Annotated in this window: 15 protein-coding genes; 9 read left to right on the top strand and 6 right to left on the bottom strand. The window is 40.8% G+C overall.

The window, feature by feature from the left end:
• Positions 1-21 precede the first annotated feature (21 nt).
• The 9 genes from K0A89_05975 to K0A89_05935 all read left to right on the top strand — a co-directional run bounded on the left by K0A89_05975 (position 22) and on the right by K0A89_05935 (position 7,618).
• Positions 22-579 (top strand): matrixin family metalloprotease, encoded by a 558-nt coding sequence (locus K0A89_05975; GenBank protein MBW6518031.1) that lies wholly within the window; start codon positions 22-24, stop codon positions 577-579.
• Between the two features lie 4 nt (positions 580-583).
• Positions 584-1,240 (top strand): hypothetical protein, encoded by a 657-nt coding sequence (locus K0A89_05970; protein MBW6518030.1) that lies wholly within the window; start codon positions 584-586, stop codon positions 1,238-1,240.
• A gap of 94 nt (positions 1,241-1,334) precedes the next feature.
• Positions 1,335-1,610 (top strand): S8 family serine peptidase, encoded by a 276-nt coding sequence (locus tag K0A89_05965; GenBank protein ID MBW6518029.1) that lies wholly within the window; start codon positions 1,335-1,337, stop codon positions 1,608-1,610.
• Between the two features lie 547 nt (positions 1,611-2,157).
• On the top strand, positions 2,158-3,024 hold the full coding sequence (locus tag K0A89_05960; GenBank protein MBW6518028.1) for a hypothetical protein: 867 nt from the start codon (positions 2,158-2,160) through the stop codon (positions 3,022-3,024).
• Between the two features lie 308 nt (positions 3,025-3,332).
• The gene (locus K0A89_05955; GenBank protein ID MBW6518027.1) at positions 3,333-3,512 is read left to right on the top strand and encodes a S8 family serine peptidase; all 180 of its coding nucleotides are present in this window, start codon (positions 3,333-3,335) and stop codon (positions 3,510-3,512) included.
• A gap of 546 nt (positions 3,513-4,058) precedes the next feature.
• The gene (locus K0A89_05950; GenBank protein MBW6518026.1) at positions 4,059-4,904 is read left to right on the top strand and encodes a hypothetical protein; all 846 of its coding nucleotides are present in this window, start codon (positions 4,059-4,061) and stop codon (positions 4,902-4,904) included.
• A 93-nt stretch (positions 4,905-4,997) separates the two neighbouring features.
• Positions 4,998-5,408 (top strand): hypothetical protein, encoded by a 411-nt coding sequence (locus tag K0A89_05945; GenBank protein ID MBW6518025.1) that lies wholly within the window; start codon positions 4,998-5,000, stop codon positions 5,406-5,408.
• Positions 5,409-5,979: 571 nt separating this feature from the next.
• Positions 5,980-6,690, top strand: a complete 711-nt coding sequence (locus K0A89_05940; protein ID MBW6518024.1) for an alanyl-tRNA editing protein — start codon at positions 5,980-5,982, stop codon at positions 6,688-6,690.
• A gap of 19 nt (positions 6,691-6,709) precedes the next feature.
• Positions 6,710-7,618, top strand: coding sequence for a hypothetical protein (locus tag K0A89_05935; GenBank protein ID MBW6518023.1), 909 nt, complete (start codon positions 6,710-6,712; stop codon positions 7,616-7,618).
• 30 nt (positions 7,619-7,648) lie between these two features.
• On the opposite strand, the gene infB is transcribed toward K0A89_05935, so the two are convergent.
• The 6 genes from infB to K0A89_05905 all read right to left on the bottom strand — a co-directional run bounded on the left by infB (position 7,649) and on the right by K0A89_05905 (position 14,384).
• Positions 7,649-9,421 (bottom strand): translation initiation factor IF-2, encoded by a 1,773-nt coding sequence (infB, locus tag K0A89_05930; GenBank protein ID MBW6518022.1) that lies wholly within the window; start codon positions 9,419-9,421, stop codon positions 7,649-7,651.
• Between the two features lie 117 nt (positions 9,422-9,538).
• Complete coding sequence (gene ndk / locus K0A89_05925; protein ID MBW6518021.1) at positions 9,539-9,988, bottom strand: nucleoside-diphosphate kinase; 450 nt, start codon at positions 9,986-9,988, stop codon at positions 9,539-9,541.
• A gap of 33 nt (positions 9,989-10,021) precedes the next feature.
• On the bottom strand, positions 10,022-10,207 hold the full coding sequence (locus K0A89_05920) for a 50S ribosomal protein L24e (protein ID MBW6518020.1): 186 nt from the start codon (positions 10,205-10,207) through the stop codon (positions 10,022-10,024).
• A 5-nt stretch (positions 10,208-10,212) separates the two neighbouring features.
• Entirely contained in the window at positions 10,213-10,425 is a 213-nt protein-coding gene (locus K0A89_05915) for a 30S ribosomal protein S28e (protein MBW6518019.1), read from the bottom strand.
• A 10-nt stretch (positions 10,426-10,435) separates the two neighbouring features.
• A complete protein-coding gene (gene rpl7ae, locus K0A89_05910) occupies positions 10,436-10,804 on the bottom strand; it encodes a 50S ribosomal protein L7Ae (protein ID MBW6518018.1) in 369 nt (122 codons plus the stop codon).
• 97 nt (positions 10,805-10,901) lie between these two features.
• The gene (locus K0A89_05905) at positions 10,902-14,384 is read right to left on the bottom strand and encodes a S8 family serine peptidase (GenBank protein MBW6518017.1); all 3,483 of its coding nucleotides are present in this window, start codon (positions 14,382-14,384) and stop codon (positions 10,902-10,904) included.
• Positions 14,385-14,399 lie beyond the last annotated feature (15 nt).

The following is a 14,399-nucleotide window of genomic DNA, read 5'->3' as shown; positions in this document are numbered from 1 at the left end:
TAATTTAGAGGAAATAAGAATATGAGAAATAGAAAAATGCTATTAAGTACATTTTTTGTTGCATTGCTAATACTATTTTCATCAATACCTGCGAGTGCATATGATGCTCCAGGATATAAGTGGGATGCAAATAAAGCATATTATGGATGGGATTGGTACCAGTCGATACCCTCATCATGGAAAGACCCTATAAGAAATGCTGAATCTACTTGGGATTCAGCTGGTTCAACGTTCAGGATCAAAGAGGATTTTTGGACTGCAAACATTTTCAAAAAAAGTCTTGGAACCGGTGGACCACAAGCAAAGACAGATGTTGAAGGAATTGGGACAACGATTACCTCAGTTAAAATGACATTTAATGGCGATTTATCCTGGTCTACAACAGGGGAAAGCAATAAACATGATGTTCAGGATGTAGCTACTCATGAATTTGGTCACTTCTTATATTTAGGTGACCTGTATGGACCACATGATGTAATAAAAACAATGTATGGATTCGGGGGTCTAGGAGTTACTTACAGAAGAACATTAAATCTCGATGATAAAGATGGTATTAAATTTTTATACGGAGCTGAATAATTAAATGTTTAAGGAGAAGATAAAATTGAATAAATATTACATATCAATATTATTATTCGCGATTTTCATAACTGGTGCTGCTGTTTTGAATGCCAATATCGAAAAATTTGGTGAAGAAGAACCAACCTATACAATAACTACCAGTTCATGGTCTGAGGAAGTACTTAACAATTCATTCATTTATGAAAACTCAGAGAGTATAATAATTGGTCATGTGTTAAAAATTCTCCCAAGCAGATGGAACACAGCAGATGGGAAAAAACCTGATTATACTGGTATGCCAACATCTAAAGAAGAAGCTAATAAAAGATATCAGGAAGAAACTATCTATACTGATGTAATTATTAGAGTAGATGAGACAATAAAAGATGAGTCAACACCACAGGTAATTACTGTCCGAACAAGTGGTGGACAAGTAGGAAACTATATTGGCATTGTAGAAGATGAAGCAAAGTTTGAGGAAGGAGAAAAAGTAATGCTGTTTTTAACAAAAGAAGATCCATTCACTGATAATAGTGCCAGGACACATTATAGAGTTACTTCCTGGAAATTTGGGAAATTCAGTATAACAGAGGACAATCAAGCAGTGAGACCTGACGTTCCCGAAAAATATAGAAAAATACCTCTTTATGAGTTGTTGGATTCTATTGGGGCTCAATGAGCCCTTTTTTTTAATTCATAATTAAAATGGTAGCGATGATGATTGTAATATAATTGCTAAAAGCAATTAATCCGATTCAAATGACCAGAATACCATGGTAGTATCCTGGAGCGCAGACGGCAGCGAAGTCGAACTGGCTGCGCCGGGTGTGGGTATCTATTCCACATGGCTGGACGGGGGGTATCGTTCAATGAGCGGGACCTCGATGGCGGCTCCCTTTGTGAGCGGGGTGGCTGCGCTGGTGTTGCAGGACAATGGTGGAGCTTCACCTGATGAGGTCAGGGCTGCAATAGCTGATGGAGCGATCGACCTGGGTGTACCTGGGAGAGATACTGTATATGGATTCGGGTTGGTGCAGGCTGTAGGTTAATGGTGTACTGGGAATTTTCACCAGATATAATATCTTGTTTTCAATCAATAATTTACTAAAAGAACGGTAATTTTTCACGTTTCATCACTTAACCGATCACACATCAAGGGGTGTTTTGGTGAAGATAATAATTCATGGAAGCAGAGTTTTATCGGTTCCTTTTCTCCGAAGACGTCGTCAGTGTTAAATCGAAATTTGATTTTATAGTCTGTGAAATTCTAGTAATGATTATCCAAAAGCGTATTCACATTATCCAATTTTAATTATAGATATATTACTATATATTCGATATATTAGTAAGAATATATATAATTATATAACGATATTTCTGAAAAAAAAACAAAATATTTATATAGTGTGTGTGAGTATGGTTTGTTGTACTGATTCAATTATCAAGTGCATGAAAAGAAGGTGGGATTTAGGCATACATCGGTAAAGATCAGGCCGCAACCCCACTATGCCCGAAGGGAATATAATGTAGGTTTTGAACGTATTTAAAACGTGCTGTTTTTGCCTCCGGGAGAAATAAATTGGAGGAAATAAGAATATGAAAAGTAAAAGTATGAAGCTAGGAGCTGTTTTTGCTATGATGCTGATTGTAGGTATGGCGTTTGTGCCTGCAGTGAGTGCAAAAGCTGAATTTGAGAATAATCAGTTCGATATATCGAATTTCCAAAGTCTTACTTTATCAGATATTGAAAATCTATCTGATGAAGAAATTGAAGCATTAATGACTGAAGATCAGAAGAAAATGTTCAAAGACCTTGCAAAACAAGATTATCCAATTATAGAAGTTGGTGATGATAAGATTATCACAGTTCCAACGATTGATGCAAATGGAAAAATATCCAAACAAAAGGTTAAAATGACCCATTTGTCTAAGACAGATGACACTGAGTTATATTTGATAGAATCAGGCCAGGATAAAGAACTTCTTACAGTCCAACATATAGGGGAGAATGTAAGAGTTACTGGTTATGCCTATGATAAAACAAAAGCTCTAACCGAGTATGATGTAGCTGCATTAAGAGATCATGGAAACGCTAAATTTGAGGTGTGGGTTGAGGATGGATACCTAAGAATATGGTTTTCACCCAATGTAGTTAATGGAAGTGTACTTATAGGTATACCAACCTTAACAGCAGCTATATTAGTAGCATTATTTGCAGCTGGTATCGCCCTTACTGTAGCAGCCACGGCAGGTGCTGCAATAATTGCTGGAATTGTTATTGGAATTGTTTATATGATCTATGCGGGTCCAGACGGGGATTTTGATTACTGGGTCGAAATAAGTGATATTAGTAAGTTTGTTGATAAATATACTAATTGGTGGCCATATGACTACGGAATAATGGATTCGTATGCAGGTTTAAATAGAAATCATTATATTCCAATACCTTATGGACCGGTCTGAAGCAAATTAATGCCCGTCGGGAAACCCGATGGGCAATTTTTTTGGAGATAAAGCCAATGAAAAAGAAAGTCACAACCGTCCAAATGTTAGTCATAATAACTATAATAACTGTTTGGTTTTTCATAGGAATATCAATAATTAACACATCACACATTCCGGCTACAAGGTGGTATATATTTATTCTGTTAGTCATTCAATTATTTATTGCCTTATTCATAGGTTTTCTAATAAATTCATGGCAGCAAAGTTGAGCTGGCTGCGCCGGGTGGGGTATCGATTTCCCATGGCTGTACCGAGGGTATGGTTCAATGAACGGGACCTCGATGGCAGCGCCTTTTGTGAGCGGAGTGGCTGCGCTGATGTTACAGGATAATGGTGGAGCTTCACCTGATGAGGTCAGGGCTGCAATGGCTAATGGTGCGATCGATCTGGGAGTGCCTGCGAGAGATAATGTATATGGATTCGGGCTGGTGCAGGCTGTAGGTTAATGGTGTACTGGGAATTTTCACCAGATATAATATCTTGTTTTCAATCAATAATTTACTAAAAGGACGGTAATTTTTCACGTTTCATCACTTAACAGACCACGCATGAAGGGTTGTTTTGGTGAAGATTATAATTCATGGAAGCAGAGTTTTATCGGTTCCTTTTCTCCGAAGACGTCGTCAGTGTTAAATCGAAATTTGATTTTATAGTCTGTGACATTAAAGTAATGATTATCCAAAAGCGTATTCACATTATCCAATTTTAATTATAGATATATTACTATATATCCGATATATTAGTAAGAATATATATAATTATATGATAATATTTCTGAAAAAAAACAAAATATTTATATAGTGTGCATGAGTATGGTTTGCTGTACTGATTCAATTATCAAGTACATGAAAAGAAGGTGGGATTTAGGCATACATCGCTAAAGATCAGGCCGCAACCCCACTATGCCCGAAGGCAATATAATAGGAGCTTTAAATGTATTTAAAACTTGCTTGTTTTGCCTCCGGGAGAAATAATTTGGAGGAAATAAGAATATGAAACGAAATAAAGGAATGCAATTATGTGCGGTGCTTGCGGTGATGTTAATTATGAACATTGCGTTTGTACCCACTGTAAGTATGGCCACCACAGATCAGAAGATAAATGACCAAGGCACTACTCATGAAGAGCAAAAGCAATTAGAAAAGCTTCAAACCACTTCTAAAAAAGAAATGGAGAATTCTATTAAAAAATCGCTGGAAAAGTCTCAAAAAGAACTGCCTATCAATAATGGTGAAATATCTATAAATACTTGCACAGATGTCCCATTAGGTACTGATACGACTTTTACCACCGCAGACTGGGGAAACAATGATAATGGGGGATTGGGAACAGGCAACAGTGATGCTCACTTTTATACGTCTGAAAGAAAAGCAGAAGCTACAAGCCGTGCAACTCCAGGATATTCAAGCGAATGGGGATGGACACAGATTGGCAAAGAATTCTACGTTTCAGGGACAGGTGGTCAACAAGCTGACATCAAAATGCCAGGATGGATAAAAACATCTTCAGGGAATATACTTGCAGCTTCTTCTGAAATGACTGTTACTGCCATATTGTGGGATGGAACTACAGGTCAAGTAAAAAATACGCAACAAATATATCATTGGTCTTCATCGGCAAAACCTTGGTATGAAAATAAAGACAAAAGCTTTTCCTCCACACAAAATGTATATCTTGAATCGGGTCATTATTATACAATGTATCTCCAGGTTGAAACCAGTGCATCGTCCTTACTTACTGGTGAAGGATGGGCAGATGCCTTAACAGATAGAGATTTGCCGGATACCCAATTCAAAGGATATGTAAAATATAATTCAATTTCAATCGATTTCAAATAAAACATTTTAGCTAAATTGACCTTATTTTTTAATAGGGTCAATCATTCATTTATTGAAAAATAATATGTTATATTTAGGGCTGGAAATACTAAAATGGTGCACAATAAAGGAACTGCATATATTATTAGAGGGGGTAAAGGAGGTCTAATTATAGCTTTTTTGCTAATTCTTATGATTATATCTGTTCATATAAATAATTTCTGGAGAGTAGCATCGAAGGATTTCATTCTTTTTTATTTATTTGTAGTAATACTTCTGGCAGTCGTGGGAGGTATCGCAGGAAAAATTTATTTAAAAAACAAATCAACCAAACTAATTTGGCTAATTGCATATGTTATTATAAATACATCAGGCATTTTCCAAGAAACAGCAGAACTCAAAATAAATAAAGAAACATTCGCAATTTTCATATTATTTGCTATATTTGTTGTGTTGTATACGGAAATGACTGATTACATTTGGAAATTATGGATCAAAGGTATTGACAGTAAATATTCACAATAAATTAGTTCTGAATATCTGATAAAAACATGTCAAATAACCAAAATCAGGTCTTATTTTTGAAAAATTAAGATGAAAACACATTAATTCAGCACGTCGCTAAAAAAATCTCCTTGATTCAATCATTTAACACCGATTTTCGTCAGCCGTTTATATTCCACAAAAAAACTACCATTTTCGCATCAAAACAAATAGGCCAGTGACGTTTTTTCATGGAATCTCGCTCTAGAATATGTTCCGTGTATGGAACATAAAAATTCTGATATCCAACGATAAGTTAACGTCCAGAATCAATTATGGCATAGAAATAAGCACAAAATGAACCTTAAACCCATCTATATATGTTGATTATGAAGATTAAACAATAAATATTGAATATTATAAATTCCATAATCCATACATATTTCAAATCAAATGAGGTTTTTCATAAATCGTATCCTATGCCATGTTTGAGCAAAAAAAACGTCGCTTTTGGAGATTCTGACCATGGTTCAATTATGATGTATAAACACATGACGAAAATCGGTGTGAATGGAACAACAATTTTATCTAATAGCCTGCTGATTAATCTTTCATGAATGCACTATATCTGAAAGATTGCTACCTCAGGGAGTCCGATGCCACTGTTGAAAGTGTGAAGGACGATAAATTTGTAGTGCTGGACAGGACCTTTTTCTACCCCAACTCAGGCGGGCAGCCCCATGATACAGGCAAGTTCCTCAAGGACACCGAAGAGTTTAGTGTAGTCTATACCGGCAAGTTCGGTGATACCATAAGCCACGAGGTCTCAAAACCAGGACTGACTCCCGGTGACAAAATAAAAGCTGTCATTGACTGGGACCGCCGGTACCTCTTCATGAAATACCATACAGCCAGCCATATCCTGGCAGCTACCATCCACACCGAAACCGGAGCACAGATATCCGGCAACCAGATCAGTGAAGAAAAAACCAGGGTGGATTTCAATCTTGAAGATTTTGACAGGGAACTCATACAGTCATACGAGACAAAGGTCAATGAGATCATAGACCAAAAACTTCCGGTCAGCATCAATATCTTACCCAGGGATGAAGCCCTCCAGATACCATCAGTCGTTAAACTCAAGGACGCCTTCCCACCCGATATACAGGAAATACGGGTCATCACCATACCCGGGGTGGACCAGCAGGCATGCGGAGGCACCCACGTAACTAATACTGGCGAGATACCTCATATCGAGATATTCAAGGCCGAGAACAAGGGTAAGAACAACAGAAGGGTATATTTCAGGTTCAGGGATGAATGAATAATGTGAGGTCAATGTTATGGTGGATAATACAGCAGAGGATTTTATCAGGCATCTTGAAGATACGGCAGAAGCCATCAAGAACGATACCGACCGTTCCAAGAAATACAGGGCCGGTATTGCTACACTGGCACAAAAGGCGGTTGAGACGAACAATACTGCCTATCTGGATGCTGCCGAACGGTTCAATCAGCACATCATAGACGCACATGACCGTTCAAAGGCATTTGTAGACATTGTCAGGGCTACAGCCCGCATTGCAGGCAATACAGCCAATACCGAACTGGTCAACCGGGCTTTAGCACTTTCAGCCAAAACCGACACCGGACATGACAGGAGTCATTGTCTGCAGGGAGTGGTAGTGGCCATGGCAGAGGTAGGTGTAACAAACAGCGATGCACAGATAATCGAAGCATCAAAAAAACTTGTCGAGACCATTGAATATAATACCTACCGCTCATCTGCGCTAAGAGGCATCTCCCGTGTGCTGTATAACAATGATGATGCAATTGCCGTGGCAGGGACAGGAACACCTTTGGACAGGGCAGAGATGGCACTGGATGTGATTGATAAGGCCGGGAACATCGAACAGGAAATTTTCCGGGTGTCAGCTTATGTTGACCTGACAGGGCTGTTCCTTGAAATTGGTGAAATAGACCGGGCCAGGCAGTGTATTGTCAAGGCCCAACGTGCTGCTGAGAACCTTACAGATGAGTTCGAGCGCTCCTCCATGTTCCAGGCCATAGCTGAAACCCTGGTACGGATGGGAGCCAGGACCAAGGACAGAAAGATGCTTGAAGATGCTGTGAACTCATATGCAAAGGTCACACGGGAATACTACCATACTTCTACACGGCGCACGCTCACCAGTGTACTGAGTAACTTGAATGAACCTAAATTACTTGAAAAAATACACACAATGGTATGATATATTATTAAAAACAGACCCTACTGGAATTCATTTTCCCCAAAAAACATTCCCTCTTCGTTTAATCTCCAAAAATGCCTTGAGTGTTTTTAGTTCATCCGGGGACAGCGTATCGATAAGTTCCTGTTCCACGATCTTGGCATGTTTTTCAGGTACATCAATGTAGAGCAGTTCACCTTCCTTGATATTCCGGCCCACTACTGGTCCTTCAATGGAGATTGCTACCTGTGAGCCAAACCTGGCTTCATCGACATTCTCGCTTTTGTCCTGAATAATCTTTATGACACCAATGCGAACTCCTTCTTCATTTATCACATTCAGTTTCTTCTTGATAACCCCGCCTTCCACTTCCACACCCACTACAGCGGGCTTGCTCTGGCGGAATGTATGGTTTGGCAGGATACGGAACTTCCCTGGCCTGATGACGGCTTCACTTCTTTGTTTTTCAGTAAGTGTCTTGAGGTTCTCTACATGCTCTTCAAAATCGTCCACCAGCCGGTAAATGACATCGCTTATAAAGAGCTTGACATCGGTTCTCTGGAGTTCATCAAGAGCATCGGGAAGTATGTCCACGTTAAAACCCATTACTACTGAATATAAGGGGTCTTCAATGGCAGAAGCTTCAACAATATCCCTTCTCGAGATATTCCCGATATCAGCTTTTCGAATCGGTACTCCAGCTCCTTTGAGTTCGTTTACCATAGCTTCGAGACTGCCGATAGTATCGGCCCGGATAATAATACCCACAGTATCGGTCTCAATTCTGGTCTGGTTTATCTCGGACCGGATTTCCTCAGAAATGGCTTTGGCGTTTTCTTTGGTGACCACCCGTATAGGTGCACCTGCAATAGCATCATCCAGACCCGGGGCGGATATCTTAAGACCAGCCGCAGCAGTAACTTGTTTAACTTGGGTGAACTTTTCCTCCCTGGAAATTTCAGACAGTGGCCTGGGCTTTAGTAAAGCCCTGATTTTCGTAACTATGGGGTCATTCAATGTACCCACCGCCACCATATCTCCTACTTTTATCTCGCCTTCATGCAGGATGGCGTCAAGGGTCATACCTAATCCACGTTCTTCCTTGACCTCCAGCACCACGCCCACACCCGGCCCGGTAGTATTGTATTCAAGATTTGTTTCCAGGAATTTCTGGGCCAGTCCAAGCAGCACGGTAAGTATATCAGGCAATCCTTCACCAGTTTTGGCACTGATAGGTATTACTGCGATCGTGCTCTGGAAATCCCGTATCCTGTCGTACCGGTCAGCACTGAAGCCATAATTATACAGCTCGCCCACTAATTCATACAACTTCGTATCAAGAATTGACCTTATATGTTCTGGTTGCTTTTTATACGATGCAAGGAACGGTGAGCCTGGGATCGGGTCCCAGCCATGGAGACGGTCGATCTTATTGGCTGCTACGACAAAGGGTGTTTTATAATGTTTCAGGATATTGATAGCTTCAATGGTCTGGGGCTGGAATCCTTCATTCACGTCAACGATCACTACTGCCAGGTCAGCCAGTGCGCCACCCCTTGACCGTAGTGTGGTAAAGGCGTGATGTCCGGGGGTATCAATGAAAAGCAGACCGGGAAGTTTGAATTTATCCTTGACCTGGTTTCCACATACCCTGTTAATTACATTCAGAGGAACCTCAGTAGCACCGATATGCTGGGTAATGGCACCTGCTTCCCCTTCGACTATGGCAGTTCCACGTATCTTATCCAGGAGACTGGTCTTGCCGTGGTCTACATGACCCATAACGCATACAATTGGAGTACGGAGATTTTTATCATGTGCCATTTAATATCCCCTGTCAAAAATTATGTCCCATTCTTAATATAGTAACGACACAATTTATAATTATGTGTCAGCGAACCTATGGTTCGCCGACGGAATCAAAAAAAAATCAGACGGTATTCATTCGTACATCCATTGTTCGTCTATTCTGGTAAATGTAACGATCTCGGATTCACTGAAATGGATGCCTATTTCCCGGTTCGCAGATTCAATTGAATCAGACGCATGTATGATATTGCGTCCCATGTCCAGGCTGAAATCACCACGTAGGGTACCGGGTGATGCGTCCTGGGGATTTGTCGAACCCACTGTTGCCCTCATTATTTTAATGGCTTCCTTACCTTCCACCACCATTGAAACCGAAGGTCCGCTGGTAATAAAGTCCAGCAGTGATGTGAAAAATGGTTTACCTTCATGTTCGGCATAATGAGCCCTGGCCACATCTTCCGGAATTATGTACATTTTCAGGGCAACCAGCTTGAGACCACGCTCCTCTATGCGGGTGATGATCTTGCCGATAAGCCCTCGCTGTACTCCGTCCGGTTTGACCATAAGATATGTTCTTTGCATGATATCTTATCCTAAAAATGAAAGACAACAGGTCTATTTTGATTTGAGGTTATGGGCTGTTTGGGTCCATTCCACTCGTCTTGGTATCCTGCCAAGGTTCCTGTTGTTCTGGCATTTACTTGAACAGAAATACATGGTTGAACCGTCTTTCTTCACAAACATCTTACCTGTGCCGACTTCAATGTCGCCGCCACAGAATGAACATTTTCGTCTTTCCATATATCTCACCTGGTGGCAAGTTTCTTTGCTTCTCTAGAGGTCTCAAGGAGCATCAGGATGTCTCCAACCCTGACAGGGCCCACGCAATTGCGTGTAATAATCCTTCCCTTGTCCCTGCCTTCGAGTATCCTGCACTGCACCTGCAAGGCCTCACCATGCATGCCGGTGTTGCCTATAATCTCAATAATCTCTGCCGGGAATCCGTCGTTATCTGCCATGATAGAGCGCCTACTTCAGTGCCTGGACCTTATTAGCCACATCTTCTACCAGGTCTTTTGCTTTGCCTGATTCCAGAATAACTGCCGCACCGCACCCTACTTTAAGGCCGCAGGCTGCACCCAGTTCTTCCTGTTTCTTGACATAAACATAAGGAATGTTCTTTTCTTCACAAAGGGGTGGTATATGGGCCACGATCTCGGGAGGAGCGATATCCTCAGAAATGAATATGAGCTTAGCTGTGCTTCTCTCGATAGCTTTTGTGGCTTCATTGGTTCCTTTCCGTACCTTGCCAGTGTCCCTTGCCAGTTCGAGTGCTTCCAAAGCACTGTTCTCAAGGTCTGATGGGACTTCAAATTTAACGTACATTGCTTGTGCCATGATTAAAAATCTCCTTCTGGACAATGAGTGATCTACTCATGTCCGTCATAATTCATCGGTTTGATTCGACCCTTGTACTACACGATAGGTAATATAACTATCGCCATCCCCGTTGTTTTATGTTGTTGATAACCGTATGGATACCATCCAGGTTATCATATATAGTTGCAATAAACGACAGGACAATGATAATCAAGAAAGCCCAGAATGGGGCATTCCAATTATTCTGTTCAGGTTCAACCGGTACCTGATAGATCAATATGATACTGGTATTGTTCACAGGCTCTGGCACGGGTGTCCGGATGACAGTTGGGACGGGACCAGGCTCACCCGAAATGGCAAATGGTGAAAAACCGGGTGTTACACTTTCATAATATATATATTCTCCATTTGTGTTAATGATGGATGTTGGCAGTGGTTCCCATGAATCATTGTGATATCGGTACAGTGCAATACTACCATCCTGTACGGAGTGGAATGTTATCCATTCTTTTGGAACTGCAAATATGATGGTAGCATTAACAATTGACCGGTCATTGGCCCAGCCATAATTACCAACCCAGATATTGATATTTTTGTATACCAGATCAGGTGCGGGTATTTCAACCAATGTTGAAGTATGCCGCAATACCTCTATCTTTGATGTGACCATGCCCGCACTGAGCTTTGCAGTAAAGTTGATATAAATTATGGGATTAAGTGTTTTTTCGAAACCATAACTTACCTGACGATCTTTTAATATGGTATTTCTCTGGGTCTGCGTTTCTGCTATATTGTTAAAATCTTCACCCGATGTTCCGCCACCACCTCCGCCACCCCCGCTTGAAGGGGTATTAAGGGTATATCGGATTACAGTCAGCACCGTTGAGTTAACATTGCCAGCTTTATCGGTGGCATTGATGGTGAATGTATTATACCCGAGAACAAGGGTATATGTCTGGGTAAATGTACCATTATTGTTGGTAACCAGAACACCGTTAATGGTAATATCTGCATCCGCATCACCGGTCCCTTTTATGGTTACTGATGTTTGGGTTGTCGAATAATCGGAGGCAGGACTGGTAAGGGTCAGGTTTGGATCAATGTTGTCCACGATGATGTGGTAATCTGAGATGGTGATGTGGTTCAGGGAATCGTTTGCCCATATAGTCAGGTCGAACGAGCTTTCGTTCCAATCTGTGGTGTTTAACTCATATGGTGCAGGAAATATCTTATTGGTGATGTTGGTATAATTCGCCTGTGTGCTGTTCAGGCTGTAGGTGACATTTGCAAGGAAAATGTCAGAGATTGTGAAATGGATGATGGTGCCTGATTTGAGATACGAGATGTTGGCAGGAGAGGTCAGGTTGATGCGGGGGGATAGCGAATCAATGCTGATGGGAGTTGATGCGTTAAAACTGTTAATGTTTCCTGCTTTGTCAATAAGGTAACCGGTAAGGTTAGAGCTGTTTACCTCGATTCTTAGTAGGATTGAATAATTATGGGAATAATAGTTTGAAGTAATCGTATCCAATGATACATGGACATTTGTGCCGGAAATCGTAAAGAACGATTGATTTCCCCCGTTTCCGGTAAGGTTCACCCATACAGTATCTCCTATATCAATGATTCCAGTGCTATTATGCTGAACAGAGGTAATATTCGGTGGGGTATCGTCAATGGTAAACATGAATGTTGAGTAGTTCACATTTCCTGGTCCGTCTTTAGCCCATACCGGTACACCGGTTGGGCCTTCGGGCCATGAGGAGGTGTTTATGTCATACGGTGGCAAAAGTGTGAGGTTGGTTCCATTGTAGTTATAGGTGACATTGGTGACGCTGGAATATGTATCATTGATTGTCAGGTTAATGGTCGTGTTCGATTTGATAAATGAGTTGTTCTGAGGTGAACTGAGGGAAATGATGGGCGGACTCAGGTCGACCGTGAAACTGAAATTCGTTTTGTTATTCCAGTAATTCAGGCTGTCATTGACCCTTATGCGAACGATATGGATTCCCTCGAGAAGATTAGTAATATCTATGATTTGAGTAACATTTTCTTTTTTAGTATCAAATGCACCATCTAAAGCTTTAAAAACGGTAAAATTAGATTGGTCATTATCAATATAAAAAAATGTATATGTTATATTATCACGAATATCGGAAATTGTAGCGTTTATTGTTGCATTGATATTAGTTGGATCTGGGTTAATCGAAATATTGTGAACCTGTGGAGATGTTGCAATCGCTTCGTATACATCAATCCTTCCCGAACCTGATAAATTGTCCTTACCAGCTGCATTAAGGTCGATTGCTGTATCTTCCAGCAATTGCTTTATATCAAGAGGTCCCAATTCTGGATGAGCCTGTAAAATCAATGCTACAGCACCGGATACATGGGGTGTGGCCATTGAAGTACCGTTCATTGAAGTATAACCACCGCTTATTGATGTTGAAATAATGCCTACTCCTGGAGCAACCACATCAGGTTTGGTTATTGTACCCACAGGCCCCTGACTGCTGAATCCAGCAACATTATCACTGCTATCCGATGCACCTACTGTTGTTGCATTTTCCTCGTCACCCGGGCAAAGAATAGTAGAACTAAATGGTCCATTGTTTCCTGCTGCAATCACAGGAACCGCACCCGATGCTACGATATTATCAACCATACTAGTCATGAAATCCCAGTGAGTTGTTGCACCAAATGACATTGAAATTATATCTGCACCATTATCAATCGACCATTCAGACGCTAGAGATACATTCCATAAATCACCATAACCACTGTCGTTCAACACTTTGGCAACAAGGAGGTTTGCACCAGGCGCCACTCCTGTATTTGTTCCGCTTGCACCGTTACCTGCAACAGTGCCTGCAACATGTGTACCATGCCCGTTATCATCCATTGGATCACTATCAATATTGACGAAATCATATCCCAATATATAGCTATCAACAAGGTCAGGATGTGTATAATTAATTCCAGTGTCAATTATTGAAACATTGATCCCTGTTCCGTTAAATCCTATTGCCCAAACCTGTGGTGCATTGATCATTGTCACACTCCAGGTTGTTGAGGCTGCAAGAACACTAACAATGCTACCACCCATAGGCTCCTCAAGTGTATGAACTTTAAAATTGGGAATAATTTCAGCTACATCATCCCTTTGTGCGAGTTCCTCAATCATATCAGGTGTCGCTTCCAGTCCTATTGCATTCACAATCCACAATGGCTGGACATTCTTTACCTTATCAGGCTCTTTCTCTTTCAAAGCAAGATTGATTTCGCTTTGCTTGCGTTGTGACTCCTCTTTTAATGTTTTGATAATTTCCCTGCGACTTTGCTTATTATACTTATTGTCTTTATTGTCTTTACTGTCCTTACTGACCATAATGCCAATATTGTTACTATTCTTTACACCAGAAAGTTGGTACGGTTCTTTCATTAATATGATAACAAAAATAGTATCTTGATTGTTGTTGGATTGAGATATGGCCATCTGCCCCGACAATTCCGGATGTATCCTATTCCCATCAGACGGAGCACCTGCTATCATGACCGATTGAACAAGTATTGCAACTGTTAAAATAAAAACCATGCATTTCAAGTGATA

It is taken from the genome of ANME-2 cluster archaeon (genome assembly GCA_019429385.1).
GTDB lineage: Archaea > Halobacteriota > Methanosarcinia > Methanosarcinales > Methanocomedenaceae > Methanocomedens_B.
The sequence above is the reverse complement of the archived record's forward strand: the minus strand, read 5'-3'. Positions and strand labels throughout refer to the sequence as shown.